Source organism: Arthrobacter sp. S2(2024) (genome assembly GCF_036662515.1).
In the GTDB taxonomy this organism is placed as follows: Bacteria; Actinomycetota; Actinomycetes; order Actinomycetales; family Micrococcaceae; genus Arthrobacter.
The window spans coordinates 122,169-135,899 of the sequence record NZ_JAYKZI010000007.1; the positions used below are offsets into that span (position 1 = coordinate 122,169).

Consider the following 13,731-nt stretch of genomic DNA (forward strand, 5'->3'; position numbering starts at 1 on the left):
TTGAATTTGTTGGTGTGAAAGTCAGATGAGGTCTGTGATGAAGCTGGCGGCTTTGGCGGACGCTGCCGGACGCTCGTCGTGGGTGACGTCGCGGGTTTCGAGCTCGAGCGAGAAATGGCCGCTGTAACCGGTGGCTGCGAGCGAGCTGAGTCCGGCGGCGAAGTCCGCCTGGCCGTTTCCGACGCTCAGGTTGATGTTGCCCGGAACGGCGTCCCGCAAGTGGACATGGGCTATCCGGCCCCGATGGCGTTCGATGTACTCCAGCGGATCTTCGCCCGCGGCGACAATGTGGCTGAAGTCCATGACAATCCCGACGCCGGAGCCCGCCAGCCGCGTGGCGAGCTGTTCTGCGCGTTCCAGGTTCCAGCAGAACCGGAGGAAGTGCAGCGATTCTGTCCAGAGTTCGACGCCGAACTCCGCCGCGCGCTGTCCGGCACCGACGAGTTGGGCTGCGATGGTGTCCAGGTCCTCGTCGAGGCCGCGGACGGGATCGTGTGACAACGCTCCGCACGGGAGGACCAAGGCCTTCGCCCCGGTGTTGGCGGTGAGGGTGAGGAGTGCGTCGAGGTGACTTTCGCGGGCAGCGCGCTGGCCGGCGTCGAGCACTGCGTTGAGGTCTCCTATATCGCCGTTGACCGAACGGACCCGCAACCCTGAGGCGACGACCTCCGCGGTCACGGCCGAGACGGCGTCGGAATCAAGCTCATAGGGAAGGTGATCGCAGACGCCCGGCAGCGCGCCGAGGTCGATTTCCTCAAAGCCCAAACCGCCGATGGTGCGCAGGGCGGCGGGCAGATCCTGGTGCCGGAAGCTGATGGACGAGCAACCGAGTCGGGAGTTGAACATCTTCGTTTCCTCCAGTCGTGCCCGAAGGCAGTAGTGATGGGAACCACAGTAGCTAAGTTAACTGTTAACAGTCAACCCTTGAAGTTGACTGTTGACAGAAATGGATGATGCAGGTCACACTGGCGTATCATGTGTTAACAGTCGACAGTGCTGAAGCGCCTAGCCTCAGTCGCTCGTCGAAAGGGATTCACCAATGAGCAAAGAAGCTCTGACCATGCGCGGTCCGGTCCACGGCACCAAGGACGCCAGGCGCGTCGCCATCGGCTCCGGAGTGGGCGCGGTTATCGAAACCTATGACTTCATCGGATTCGGCACCGCGGCTGCCCTGTACTTCGGAACGGCGTTCTTCCCCACGGGCGATCCCGTGACCGGCACCCTCGCCGCTTTCGCGACCCTCGGCGTCGGCTTCGCGGCCCGTCCCATCGGTGGCATCATCGGCGGCCACCTGGGCGACAAGCTGGGTCGCAAGCCGGTCCTCGTGGCTTCCCTTATCCTGATGGGCGTGGCCACCTTCCTGATCGGCCTGCTTCCCACCTACACCCAAGTGGGCCTGTTGGCTCCGGCACTGCTGGTGTTCGTCCGCATCGTCCAAGGCCTGGCCTTCGGAGCCGAATGGGGCGGAGCCATTCTGATGAGCTATGAGCACGCGCCCTGGAAGAAGAAGGGAAAGTACACCGGCATCGTCCAGGCCGGATTCCCGGTGGGCCTGCTGCTGGCAAACCTGGTCTTCCTTGTCAGCGTCCAGCTCGGCGGCGAACTCGCCTGGCGCATCCCGTTCCTCGCCAGCATCGTCTTGGTTGTCGTTGGCTTGATCATCCGCTCCAAGGTCCCGGAATCTCCCGTCTTCGACGAGGTCAAGGACAGCGGCGCAATCGTGAAGTCGCCTATCGTGGAGGTCCTGAAGACCGACTGGCGCAACATTGTCAAGGGCATCGGCCTCCGGATCGCCGAGACCGCAGGCTACGCCGTCTCCATCACGTACATGATTTCCTACCTGAACAGCCAGCATTTGGCCGATAAGACCCAGACCCTGGTGGCTCTCTGCATCGCTTCGGCCATCGGCATCTTCGCAACCCAGGCCTGGGCGCGGCTCACGGACAGGATCGGACGGCGCCCCGTCTACATCTGGTCCTGCGCCTTCGCCGTGCTGTTTGCCATCCCGATGTTCCTGCTGGTCAACACCGGTTTGTTCATCTTCATCATTGCCACGATCGCCGTCTCCTACGGCGTCTGCCAGAACTCCCTCGCCGGCGCCCAGGGCGCCTGGTTCCCCGAGTTGTTCCAAGCGAAGACCCGTGCCTCCGGCGCTTCACTGGCCTACCAGATCTCGGCCACGATCTCCGGCTTCACCCCCTTCATCACCACCCTGCTCTTCGTCGCCATGGGCTGGATGGGCCCGGCCGTGCTCTTCGGCCTGTACGCCGCGATCGGCCTCTGGGCTGCATTGGCTACCCGCGAAACCTGGGGCAAGAAGGAACGCCAGTTGGCCGATGAGGCCACCAAAAGCACTCCCCAGTCGGTGAATGTCTAATGACGGTGGCGCAGGAACAAAACACGGCCGGACGAATCGGAGAAACCGCGATGGAACGCATCGAACGGGTGGCGGCAGCTGCCAACCGGATCCGGCTCCACGCCCTCAACATGGGCGAAGTCCAGGGGCAGGGCTACGTCGGACAGGCACTCGGAGCGGCGGACATGCTCGCCGCAGTCTACGCGGACCAGCTCCGCTACCGCGCCGATGATCCCGAGTGGGAGGGCAGGGACCGTTTCCTCCTTTCCACCGGCCATTACGCAATCGGCCACTATGCAGCCCTGGCCGAGGCCGGGATCATTCCTGTGGAGGAACTCGAAAGCTACGGCTCGGACGATTCCCGCCTCCCCATGTCCGGGATGTCGACATACACGCCGGGCATGGAAATCTCCGGCGGATCGCTTGGCCACGGGCTTTCCATCGCTGTCGGAATTGCCCTTGGCCTCCGGCACCGCGCTCCATCGGGAGAGGGCTCCAGCGCGAGGGTGTACAACTTCCTCTCCGACGGTGAGCTTGACGAAGGGTCCACGTGGGAAGCCGCCATGGGCGCGCACCACCACCAGCTGGGGAACCTCACCGCCATGGTGGACATCAACGCCCTCCAGGCGGATGGCAAGACGGACACCGTCCTCCGGACCGAACCCGTGACGGAGAAGTGGGAAGCCTTCGGTTGGTACACGCAGCGGGTGGACGGGAACGACGTCGGTGCGTTGCTGGCCGCGTTCGACAACGCGGCTAGCCAGGCCGCCGCCGTCGGGCGTCCTTCCGTCATCCTGTGCGACACGAAGGTGGGCCGCGGCGTGCCGCTGCTCGAAGAACGCGAAAAGGCGCACTTCATGCGCATCGAAGAACACGAATGGCAGCTCTGCCGCAAGCAATTGACCGCAGGATCCAACGGGAAGGCCGGCCGATGAGCACCGTCACCGCTTCGAAAGGCGCAGCACCCAAGCTGAAAACGTCGGCCATGATCGCGTCCTTCGCCGACCCGGGCCAGAAGACTTCGTCGGCGCCTTTCGGCCACGCGTTGGTGAAGGCCGCCGAGGCCGACCCGCGAATCGTCGGACTCACCGCCGACCTCGGCAAATACACGGACATGCATGTCTTTGCGAAGGCGTTCCCGGAGCGGTTTTTCCAGATGGGCATGGCTGAGCAGTTGCTCTTCGGTGCGGCGGCAGGCTTGGCCGAGACAGGTTTGATTCCGTTTGCCTCAACCTATTCTGTGTTCGCCGCGCGCCGGGCCTACGATTTCCTCTGCCTCGACATCGCCGAGCCGAACCTGAACGTGAACATCGTGGGCGGGCTCCCGGGCCTGACCACGGGCTACGGCCCCAGTCACCAGGCCACCGAGGACATGGCGATCTTCCGAGGAATGCCGAATCTGACCATCGTCGATCCGTGCGATTCCGTGGACATCGAACAGGCCGTGCCGCAGCTGGCAGCCAGCGACGGGCCTACGTACCTGCGCCTCCTTCGCGGCAACGTCCCCACCGTGCTGGACGAGTACGACTACACGTTCGAACTCGGCAAGGCGAAGGTGCTGCGCGGCGGAAACGACGTCGTGTTCGTCTCGAGCGGGCTCATGACCATGCGTGCGCTGCAGGCAGCGGAGGCGCTCGCCGCACACAAGGTGGATGTCGCCGTCGTGCACGCGCCAACCATCAAGCCGTTCGACGCCACCACCGTCCTGGCGGAACTGAACACCGATCGCCTGGCGGTCACGCTGGAGAACCACAGCGTGGTGGGCGGCTTGTTCGAAACCGTGGCCTCGGCCGTGGTCACTGCCGGGCTGGGCAAGCGCGTGGTTCCCGTTGCACTTCCCGACGAGTTCCTCGACGCTGGCGCGCTGCCCACCCTGCACGAGCGCTACGGATTGTCCGTGCAACGGATCGTGGCAAAGGTCCTCGCGGAACTGGGCTGACCCGGTTCATCAAAGGACGCAGGAGCGCGGAGCAGGCGTGGGCCGGTTCCGCGCTCCTGACGTAAGATCAACAGTTAACACACCGACTGTAAACAGTCGACCACTGACATTGAGGACGGACATGATGGCCGGAGCAACAGCACCCCTCCTGGGACTGGAAAAGAAGAGCCTCCGCGAGCAGGCGCTCTCTGCCCTGCGCACCGCCATCACGAGCGGCGAGCTGGCGCCCGGCCGGCACTTGGTGGAGACCGAGCTGTCGGACATGCTCCAGATCAGCCGCGGAACGCTCCGGGAAGCCCTGCGTCAACTCGAGCAGGAGGGGCTGCTGTCTGCAGGACCCCGCGGCCGGCTTTCCGTCCGGCACCTCGATGCCAAGGAAATCCGCGATATCTACTCCGTGCGGGCGGCCCTCGAGTCCCTTGCGGCGCGCACGCTCTGCGAGCTGCCGGACCGCCAACAAGTGATCACTTCGCTGCGTACCGCCATCGATGCCATGGCGGCCGCCGCCAAGGGAAGCCTCGAGGAACGGATCGAGTCCGATCTGGAATTCCACCGCACCATGTGCCGCCTCACGGGCAACGAGACCCTGCTCCATTCCTGGGAATCGCTGGAGGGATCCATCCGGATGTCCATCATGTTCGCCGGCCTGGAAAAGGGCGTCAAGAACATGAGCGTCGAGCGTCACCACGACATTGTGGCCGCCATCGAGACCGGCGACGTATCCCTGGCCCGCAAAACCATCCTTGAGCACATGGACAGCGCTGCCGCGGAGCTGGTGGCTTAGCGCCCGACGACGGCACATCGAGTGAGGGCATCTCTGAACCTGTCGCCACAGCGGTGTTACATGTAACATGGATTCCATGGCAGTTCGAGATCGGGTCAGCGAGTACCGTAAGCGGATGCGCGAACACGGCTTCCGCCCAATCCAGGTGTGGGTACCGGACGTTCGGGCCGACGGTTTCGACGCCGAAGCACACCGGCAGGCCGCTGCCGCAGCAGCTGCTGATCGCCAGTCCGATGACCAGGAGTTCATCGAGGCTGTGTCAGCGCCTTGGGACGAAGAGTGAACCGTGGCGAACTCTGGACCGTGGCTGGCGGTGTCTACGCCTCCAAGCCGCGGCCAGCGCTTGTGATCCAGGATGACCGATTCGACGTCACCGATTCCGTCACGGTTCTTCCTCTGACAACAAACCTCATCGACGCACCCCTCCTTCGGGTCAGTGTCTCAGCCTCAGAGCTGTCCGGCTTGCGGCAGGAAAGCCACGTGATGATCGACAAGTTGACGACGGTCCGGCGTTCCAACGTGCAAAGCCGCGTCGGCCGTTTGACATCCGCACAGCTCGTAGAGATTGAAAGAGCTTTGCTGGTGTTCCTTGGACTTGCCGGTTAGCGCATCGCCGGGTGGCGGCACCTCCGTTGGGGGTCACTGCCAGTACCCCTCAAGACAGAGACTCCCTGATGTTCTCAACACGCTGTTTCCTTAAATCATGACTCGTCCCGAAACCACGTTGCCGGCTCCGGTTCCTCCCTCGTCCATGGCCGATGCGCCCCGCGCACGGCTCACGCTCATGATTGCGTCGCTGGGATTTTTCCTGATCACCCTCGACATCCTGATCGTCAACGTCGCGCTCACCAGCATCGGCAAGGAACTCGGGGGCGGAACAGCCAGCCTGCAATGGGTCATCGACGGCTACACGCTGATGTTCGCTTCGCTACTGCTGTTCGCGGGTAACCTGTCGGACCGGATCGGCGCGAAAAGAGCGCTGGGATGGGGCATCGCACTGTTCCTGGTGGCGTCGGTCGCGTGCGCCCTCGCGCCGACGTCGGGGATCCTCATCGCTGCCCGCTTCCTCCAAGGAGGTGCGGCATCGATCATGCTGCCGGCGTCGATGGCGCTGATTCGGCAGGCCTTTCCCGATCCCCGCCGTCGCGCACATGCGCTGGGGATCTGGGCAGTCGGCGGGGCCGTGGCTGGAGCAGTGGGACCCCTTGTCGGCGGGCTCCTCACCACCCTGGACTGGCGGCTCGTATTCGGCATCAACCTTCCCGTGTGCATCGCGATGCTGGTGCTCCTGGCTTCCGTTGCCACGTCGCCCCGACGGCCGACTCCGTTCGACTGGGCCGGGCAGGCTGCGGCGATCGTTGCCCTGACCACGTTGATGTATGGCCTCATCACGGGAGGGACCGAGGGGTTCGGCACGGTGCCCGTCATCGGGAGCCTGGTACTGGCAGCCGTAAGCCTCACGGCCTTCCTCTTGATTCAGGCGCGCGGCCGGCACCCGATGATGCCGCTTGAACTGTTTCGCTCCACCGGCATGAGAATCTCGCTCTCGGTGGGCTTCGCGTTCATGGTGGGCCACTTCGGCACGGTGTTTGTCGTCAGCCTTTTCCTCCAGCAGCACCTCGGGCTGACGCCGCTTCAGGCCGGTTTCACGTTCCTTCCGTCCGCTGCGTTCAGCATCGTCGGCAACATCGTCAGCGGAACCCTCTCGAACCGGTTCGGGACGCGGGTGCCGGTGGTTGTCGGATTGACGTCCATGGTGGTGGGACTCACCGCGATGCTTCTCACCGCACCGTTGGGATCTCCGCTACTCGTCGGTGCCTTCCTGATTTTCACGGGTTCCGGCGGATCGATCGCGATGCCGCAGGTCACCGCCGTCGTGCTCGCGAGCGTGCCGAGCGAAAAGGCGGGCACGGCCAGCGCAGTCTTCAATACTTTCCGCCAAGTGGGCGGCGCCGTCGCCATCGCAGTCTTCGGCGCCCTCATCGCCGATCGCAGCAACTTCGTCCACGGGATGCAGACCAGCTTCATCATCGCGGCGTCGCTGCTCCTCCTTACCGCGTTCGCCAGCCTCTTCCTCCATTCACCGGGCGCCGCCAAAAGCTAGGGAGCGCCCTCCCGCGAGCTCACCGGCCGATGTAGGCCGCCAAATGCTCGCCGGTAAGGGTGGATCGCCCTGCGATGAGGTCGGCGGGGGTGCCCTCGAAAACGATCTGTCCGCCGTCGTGACCGGCGCCGGGGCCAAGGTCGATAATCCAGTCGGCATGCGCCATGACCGCCTGGTGGTGCTCGATGACGATGACCGACTTCCCGGAGTCGACAAGCCGGTCCAGCAAGCCGAGCAGCTGTTCGACGTCGGCCAGGTGCAGGCCCGAGGTGGGCTCGTCGAGAACCAGCACGCCGCCCTTTTCGCCCATGTGGGTGGCCAGCTTGATCCGCTGCCGCTCGCCGCCGGAAAGGGTGGTGAGCGGCTGGCCGAGGCTGAGGTATCCGAGTCCGACGTCGGCCAGCCGCTGCAGGATTGCGTGCGCTGCGGGGATCCTGGATTCGCCCGCGGAGAAGAACTCCTCGGCCTCTTTCACTGACATCGCCAACACCTCGGCGATGTTGCGGCCGCCGAGGCGGAATTCGAGCACCGACGCCTGGAACCTCTTGCCTTCGCATTCCTCGCACGGAGTGGAGACCGTGTCCATGAACCCGAGATCCGTGTAGATGACGCCCGCGCCGTTGCAGGTGGGGCATGCGCCCTCGGAGTTGGCACTGAACAGCGCAGGCTTCACGCCATTGGCCTTCGCGAACGCCTTCCGGATGGGCTCGAGCAGACCGGTGTACGTCGCGGGGTTGCTCCGCCGCGAACCCTTGATCGCCCCCTGGTCAATCGAAACGACGCCGTCCCGCTTGGACAACGAGCCGTGGATCAGCGAGCTCTTGCCGGATCCGGCGACGCCCGTGACGACAACCAGGACCCCGAGCGGAATGTCGATGTCGACGTCGCGCAGGTTGTTCTCGCTCGCGCCACGGATCTCCAGTGCGCCGGCGGACGCCCGCACCGTCTTCTTGAGGGTTGAGCGGTCCTCGAGGTGGCGCCCGGTCAGGGTGCCGCTGGCACGCAGCCCTTCGAGGGTGCCTTCAAAGACCACTTCGCCACCGGCGGTGCCCGCGCCGGGACCGAGGTCGACGACGTGGTCGGCGATCGCGATCGCCTCCGGTTTGTGTTCCACGACGAGTACGGTGTTGCCCTTGTCCCGCAGTTGCAGCAGCAGTTTGTTCATGCGCTGGATGTCGTGCGGGTGCAAGCCGATGGTGGGCTCGTCGAAGACGTAGGTGACATCGGTGAGTGAGGAGCCCAGGTGCCGGATCATCTTGGTGCGCTGTGCCTCACCGCCGGACAGCGTTCCGGCCGGCCGGTCGAGCGAGAGATAGCCGAGCCCGATCTCCGCGAAGGAGTCGAGGAGGTGCCGCAGTCCCTTGAGGAGTGGTGCCACGGAGGGTTCGTCGAGGCCGCGCACCCATTCGGCAAGGTCGCTGATCTGCATCGAGCAGGCGTCCGCGATGCTGATTCCCTTGATCTTGGACGAACGGGCCGCCTCGGTGAGCCGGGTTCCGTTGCAATCGGGACAGATCGTGAAGGTGATGGCCCGCTCCACGAAGGCGCGGATGTGTGGCTGCATTCCCTCCGGATCCTTGGAGAGCATGGACTTCTGGATCTTGGGAATCAGGCCCTCGTAGGTCAGGTTGATTCCCTCGACCTTGATCTTGGTGGGCTCCTTGTGGAGCAGGTCGTGGAGTTCCTTCTTGGTGTACTTGCTGATCGGCTTGTCCATGTCGAAAAAACCGGAGCCGCTGAAGATGCGCCCGAACCAGCCATCCATGCTGTAGCCGGGGATGGTGAGCGCGCCCCCGCTAAGTGACTTGCCGGCGTCGTACAGTGCGGTGAGGTCGAAGTCGGTGACCGAGCCCCGTCCTTCGCAACGCGGGCACATGCCGCCGGTGATGCTGAAACTCCGCCGCTCCTTCGTGGTGGTACCGCCGCGCTCGACAGTGACCGCGCCCGCGCCCGAGATCGAAGCGACGTTGAACGAGAACGCCTGGGGCGATCCGATGTGCGGCTGGCCGAGCCGGCTGAAGAGCATGCGCAGCATGGTGTTCGCATCCGTGGCGGTACCCACGGTGGAGCGGGGGTTCGCGCCCATCCGCTCCTGGTCGACGATGATCGCCGTCGTGAGCCCTTCGAGCAGGTCCACATCCGGCCGCGCCATGGTCGGCATGAACCCTTGCACGAAGGTGCTGTACGTCTCGTTGATCATGCGCTGCGACTCCGCGGCGATCGTGGCGAACACGAGGGAGCTCTTGCCCGAACCGGAGACGCCCGTGAACACCGTCAACCGACGCTTCGGCAGCTCGATGCTGATGTCCTTGAGGTTGTTTTCCCGCGCGCCCTGTACGCGAATCAGATCGTGGGTGTCGGCAGTATGAAGCTCAGGCGACTGGGTGTCCGTGCTCGTGGCCGTGCTCATCGTGTCTCCATCTTTTACGCGGGGTCGTCTTCGGTCTTCGTCGGCTATTGCTTGGCTAGTGAGGATCCTGAAGTAGCCCGAGGACATTGCCGTCCGGGTCGGTGACGGTGGCCACCAAACGGCCGCCCCCGACGTCGCGGGCTGCTTCCTTCAGCGTAGCGCCGGCGGCAGTCACCTCTGCCAGCTTTGCCTCGATGTCCGAAACGTGCCAGTAGGCGACGGGCGAGGTCATGGCTTGCGGTCCGCCTCCAGGGACGAGCCCGATGTGCTGGCCCGCGACGTCGAAGCCGACGTAATACGGTCCGTCGGCCTGCGGCGGCGTCCCGAGCAAAGCGGTGTACACCGCCTTCGCGGCGGCGAGGTCGGAAACGGGATGCAGCACGGTCTTGATTCCCTCGTTGGAAGAGTCGCTCATGATCACTCCTGAAGTCATTAGGGGACGAAGCTGGCCTGGACGGTGTTGTCCATGACCGCCATTCTAGGCGCGGCCCGGGAGCGGCGCTTCTCCATTCCTGACCGGTCTTGTTGCGGGATATTCGTTGTATGGACATCCCCGGTGAGTGGTGCCACCATGGCCGAATACGGGGCCTTGGCGCCGCGCCAGGGCAAGAGCGTGGCTGGAGGAAGCAATGCCGGAATCCGATCTCGACCTGATGGTGGAGAAGTACCACCGAGCGCTCGATGCATTCATCAAGGGAGACCCGGAACACCAGAAGAAACTGTTCTCGAAGCGCGACGACGTCACGCTCGCTAATCCTCTCGGCCCGCCTGCGCGGGGCCCGAGTGCAGTCGAGGCGACCATGGATCGGGCGTCTTCCGGGCTCAGGGAGGGCGAGCCGATCAGGTTCGAGCGAATCTCCGGCGATGCCGGGACGGAGCTTGCGTACATCGTCGAAATTGAATGGGCGCGGGCCAAAGTTGGCGGATCTGATGAGGTGTCCCCGATTCCCCTTCGGGTGACGACGATTTTCCGCCGGGAAGACGGTGAGTGGAAGGTCGTCCACCGGCACGCGGATCCCATTCTTTCCCCGCGGCCAATCGAGTCGCTCGTCCAGAGCTAGTGTGGCCCAAGGTGCCGGATCAACGCGTCGAGGATCGGCACCTGCCCGCTCACCAATTTGGTGCGGGCGACGGCTTCCGTGGCCCACATGGCGTCGTCAATCTCCGGATAGCTCCGGATGACACCTGATCCGCGCGGCCACTCAAGCTCGAACGTGTTGCTCACGATGTTCTCCGGTTCAAAATCCGACTCCGCCGTGAAAGCCGCCACGAGTTTGCCCGACGGTTGCCGGAAGATGCCTAGCTGGTGATACTCGACGGCCGGCGGGGGTGTGCCTATCTCCTCGGCGAATTCGCGCTTCGCGGCCATCAGGGGGTCCTCATCCTCGAGGTATTCGCCTTTGGGAATTGACCAGGCGCGTGCATCCTTGTGGGCCCAGAAGGGTCCGCCCATGTGGGCTATCCATACTTCCAATTCCGTAGTGGAGCTCCGGCGGAACAACAGAATGCCCGCGCTTCGAACTGTCATTTGCCCTCCCAGGCACAGGTTATCCGCCGGGCCGGGAAGCCGGAACCCGCAGTACGCCAACGGCCTCCGCCAGGTAAGGCCCCGGATCCGGATCCGTGCCGGCGGCCCATTGCATCCAGGCCTCGAACGTCGCCCCGAGATAGGCGGCGCACAGATAGCGTGCCGCGCTTTCGCGGACGCCCTGCGCAACGAGGTAAAGCCGTGCCCCGTCCCGTTGTGGAGCCAGGGCATCGTAGCTCCTGCTCGCCAGCTCCGGGTGCTCTGCGATCAGGCGCAGGCGCCCTCGCGTTACGGAAAGGTCGGGGATCGCCGAAATCCCGGCGATGGCGGCCGCCCGCAGTCCTGCGAGGATACCGCCGTCGGACGCTCCGCCGTCGGACGGCTCCGCTGTGCGGGCGGCCTCCAGCACACGGCCCGAAGCTTCCACTACCGGTTCCATGCCGCCCCAGACGAGGTCAGCCTTGCTGGGGAAGTAGCGGTACAGGCTCTTCCGCCCGATTCCCGCCTCGCGCGCGATGTCCTCCATTGACGTCCGCTCGTAGCCGTTCTCGGCAAAAAGCCGGAGCGCGACGCCGGCCACGGCGTCGGGATCAATCGTCGCCGGGCGTCCGGTGGAGCGCCCGATGACGGGCTTTGTATGGTCTGAGGGCATCTCTCCAGTATCCACTCTTACATAATGACACGGAGTGTCATAAAGTGGATGGAACGCCACCAGCACCTTCAGGAGGAACAACATGGGCAACGAAACTCCATGGCAGGAAGCCGCCATCAATGGCCGTTTTGCCGGGAAGACAGTCATCGTCACCGGAGCTGGCTCGGGCATCGGCCAAGCTACGGCCCTGCGCATCGCGAAGGAAGGCGGCAGGGTCATCGCCGCCGACATCAGCAAGGAGCGCCTTGACGCCTTGGTGGAGGAAAACAGCGGCCTGGACCTGCTGCCCGTGGCCGGCGACATCTCAACCGAGGAGACCGTTGCCGCCGTCGTCGTCGCTGCCGGCGGCCGTGTGGATGCCCTCGCCAACATCGCCGGGATCATGGATAACTTCACCCCGATCCACGAAGTGGACGACGCCATGTGGGAGCGCGTTTTCCGGATCAACGTCACAGCCCTCATGCGCCTGACCCGCGCCGTGGTGCCCTTGATGTTGGAGGCCGGCACCGGCTCCGTGGTCAACGTCGCCTCCGAGGCCGGGCTGCGCGGCTCCGCCGCCGGCGCGAGCTACACGGCCTCGAAGCACGCCGTCGTCGGACTGACCAAGAACTCGGCCGTGATGTACGGGCCGAAGGGGCTTCGCTTCAACGCCGTTGCCCCCGGGCCAACCATCACCAACATCGAGGCAACGTGGGGCTCCCAATTGGCCGCCGAACGCCTCGGTCCGCTCATGCAGGCCACCGTCCCCACGCCGGCGACGGCCGCCCAGTTGGCGGCATCCATCACCTTCCTGCTCAGCGACGACGGCACCAACGTCAACGGCGCCATCCTCGCGTCCGACGGCGGCTGGTCGGCGCTGTAGAGCGCATCTTCAAGCAGGACGACGACGGCGGGAGCGTCCCGCCGTCGTCGTCCTTCGTTTCCTGCGGCTTCAGCCCGTGTAGCCCTCCACCTGCTTTGGGGGCCGTGGCTTGGCCTCGTTCGGGTTCTCGCCGTATTGCCTCTTGGCCCGCCGCTGGCGCAGCAGGTCCCAGCTCTGATCCAGGTCCTGTTCGATGCGCTCGAGCCTTGCCCGGTCGGGGGCATGCGCAGGACCCGGCGGGGCCGCCTCTGCCTTCTCCCGGAGTTCCCGCTCCTCCTCCACAAGTGACTGGATGTGGTGCAGAATGCCCTGTTCGTCCATGGTTACCTCTTCCTGAACTAGCCGTTACCAGTCAGGTTAGTGAGCTGCGCTAGGCGTGAACAGAGGCGGTGTTTGCAAGTGCCATCCCGCCAATGTCCCATTTGCGGGATACTTGGACGCAGATCCAGGATTTCCGCAAGCGAAGGCGGTGATTAGCCGTGAACGGCGAAAACGGTGCGTTCAAGCGCCGGCTGGAGCGAGCCATGGAGCTGCGGAATGTCCGCGCCACCGGTATGACGGCCGGGGAAGAAGCGGAACTCGAGGCCGCCGACGACGAAGAGCGGCGGAAGCGCAAGAAGGTGGACGACGCCGCTCGGGTGGAATACCTGATCCGCGACGCCATGGCGCAAGGGAAGTTCGACAATCTGAAGTACGCAGGCAAGCCGATCCCAGGGCTGGGGGAGCGCTACGATCCCGATTGGTGGGTCAAAGGCCTCATCCAGCGCGAACATCTCAGCGGCCTCGGCCCAAAAGCCATTCTGCTCCGCACCGAGGATGCCGAATTGGATGCGAAGCTTGACGCCCTGTATTCGGAAAAGCAGGTGCGCGATCTGGTGGAGGACTTCAACGCCCGGGTCATTGACGCGCGGCGCCAGCTCCAGGGCGGTCCTCCAGTGATCACGAAAACCCGCGATATCGGCGTCGAGCTGGAACGCTGGCGCGAGCGCCGTGCTGCGGCTGCCGAGGCAACCGCGGCCCAGGAAGCCGTGAACCAGGAGCTTGTGGACACGCGGCCGTGGTGGCGCCGCATTTGGAGCGGATCCGGTTAGGCCGG

Annotated in this window: 16 protein-coding genes; 10 read left to right on the forward strand and 6 right to left on the reverse strand. The window is 64.6% G+C overall.

Features of this window, described 5'->3' with window-relative positions:
* Positions 1-21 precede the first annotated feature (21 nt).
* Positions 22-846 carry a sugar phosphate isomerase/epimerase family protein gene (locus tag VLA65_RS15120; protein ID WP_332602981.1) on the reverse strand — a complete coding sequence of 275 codons (825 nt, stop codon included), beginning with the start codon at positions 844-846 and terminating at the stop codon, positions 22-24.
* Between the two features lie 193 nt (positions 847-1,039).
* Between VLA65_RS15120 and VLA65_RS15125 the strand changes: the two genes are divergently transcribed.
* From VLA65_RS15125 to VLA65_RS15155, 7 genes are all read left to right on the forward strand, one after another.
* The gene (locus tag VLA65_RS15125) at positions 1,040-2,377 is read left to right on the forward strand and encodes an MFS transporter (RefSeq protein WP_059389415.1); all 1,338 of its coding nucleotides are present in this window, start codon (positions 1,040-1,042) and stop codon (positions 2,375-2,377) included.
* Between the two features lie 50 nt (positions 2,378-2,427).
* Complete coding sequence (locus VLA65_RS15130; RefSeq protein ID WP_332602982.1) at positions 2,428-3,291, forward strand: transketolase; 864 nt, start codon at positions 2,428-2,430, stop codon at positions 3,289-3,291.
* Complete coding sequence (locus VLA65_RS15135; protein ID WP_332602983.1) at positions 3,288-4,295, forward strand: transketolase family protein; 1,008 nt, start codon at positions 3,288-3,290, stop codon at positions 4,293-4,295. The genes VLA65_RS15130 and VLA65_RS15135 overlap by 4 nt, the downstream gene beginning before the upstream one ends.
* Positions 4,296-4,419: 124 nt before the next feature.
* The gene (locus VLA65_RS15140) at positions 4,420-5,079 is read left to right on the forward strand and encodes a GntR family transcriptional regulator (protein WP_284989965.1); all 660 of its coding nucleotides are present in this window, start codon (positions 4,420-4,422) and stop codon (positions 5,077-5,079) included.
* A 76-nt stretch (positions 5,080-5,155) separates the two neighbouring features.
* Entirely contained in the window at positions 5,156-5,362 is a 207-nt protein-coding gene (locus VLA65_RS15145; RefSeq protein WP_059389418.1) for an antitoxin MazE family protein, read from the forward strand.
* Entirely contained in the window at positions 5,359-5,685 is a 327-nt protein-coding gene (locus VLA65_RS15150) for a type II toxin-antitoxin system PemK/MazF family toxin (protein ID WP_284989914.1), read from the forward strand. The genes VLA65_RS15145 and VLA65_RS15150 overlap by 4 nt, the downstream gene beginning before the upstream one ends.
* Before the next feature lie 97 nt (positions 5,686-5,782).
* Positions 5,783-7,183: an MFS transporter gene (locus VLA65_RS15155; RefSeq protein WP_284989916.1), complete on the forward strand. Its 1,401-nt coding sequence runs from the start codon at positions 5,783-5,785 to the stop codon at positions 7,181-7,183.
* Between the two features lie 19 nt (positions 7,184-7,202).
* Here VLA65_RS15155 and VLA65_RS15160 read toward each other — a convergent pair whose 3' ends face one another.
* On the reverse strand, positions 7,203-9,593 hold the full coding sequence (locus VLA65_RS15160) for an excinuclease ABC subunit UvrA (protein WP_332602984.1): 2,391 nt from the start codon (positions 9,591-9,593) through the stop codon (positions 7,203-7,205).
* A 55-nt stretch (positions 9,594-9,648) separates the two neighbouring features.
* Positions 9,649-10,008 carry a VOC family protein gene (locus VLA65_RS15165; protein WP_059389423.1) on the reverse strand — a complete coding sequence of 120 codons (360 nt, stop codon included), beginning with the start codon at positions 10,006-10,008 and terminating at the stop codon, positions 9,649-9,651.
* 214 nt (positions 10,009-10,222) lie between these two features.
* Here VLA65_RS15165 and VLA65_RS15170 point away from each other — a divergent pair, with 214 nt between their 5' ends.
* Complete coding sequence (locus VLA65_RS15170) at positions 10,223-10,654, forward strand: YybH family protein (protein WP_059389424.1); 432 nt, start codon at positions 10,223-10,225, stop codon at positions 10,652-10,654.
* Here the strand turns inward: VLA65_RS15170 and VLA65_RS15175 are convergent.
* Both VLA65_RS15175 and VLA65_RS15180 read right to left on the reverse strand, forming a co-directional pair.
* Positions 10,651-11,121: an NUDIX domain-containing protein gene (locus VLA65_RS15175; protein WP_059389425.1), complete on the reverse strand. Its 471-nt coding sequence runs from the start codon at positions 11,119-11,121 to the stop codon at positions 10,651-10,653. The genes VLA65_RS15170 and VLA65_RS15175 overlap by 4 nt on opposite strands.
* A 19-nt stretch (positions 11,122-11,140) precedes the next feature.
* The gene (locus VLA65_RS15180) at positions 11,141-11,773 is read right to left on the reverse strand and encodes a TetR family transcriptional regulator (RefSeq protein ID WP_307053911.1); all 633 of its coding nucleotides are present in this window, start codon (positions 11,771-11,773) and stop codon (positions 11,141-11,143) included.
* Positions 11,774-11,855: 82 nt separating this feature from the next.
* Here VLA65_RS15180 and VLA65_RS15185 point away from each other — a divergent pair, with 82 nt between their 5' ends.
* The gene (locus VLA65_RS15185; RefSeq protein WP_306961905.1) at positions 11,856-12,635 is read left to right on the forward strand and encodes an SDR family NAD(P)-dependent oxidoreductase; all 780 of its coding nucleotides are present in this window, start codon (positions 11,856-11,858) and stop codon (positions 12,633-12,635) included.
* A 69-nt stretch (positions 12,636-12,704) separates the two neighbouring features.
* On the opposite strand, the gene VLA65_RS15190 is transcribed toward VLA65_RS15185, so the two are convergent.
* Positions 12,705-12,956 (reverse strand): DUF2630 family protein, encoded by a 252-nt coding sequence (locus VLA65_RS15190; protein ID WP_059389430.1) that lies wholly within the window; start codon positions 12,954-12,956, stop codon positions 12,705-12,707.
* A gap of 158 nt (positions 12,957-13,114) precedes the next feature.
* Here VLA65_RS15190 and VLA65_RS15195 point away from each other — a divergent pair, with 158 nt between their 5' ends.
* Positions 13,115-13,726, forward strand: a complete 612-nt coding sequence (locus VLA65_RS15195; RefSeq protein WP_284989927.1) for a J-domain-containing protein — start codon at positions 13,115-13,117, stop codon at positions 13,724-13,726.
* Positions 13,727-13,731 lie beyond the last annotated feature (5 nt).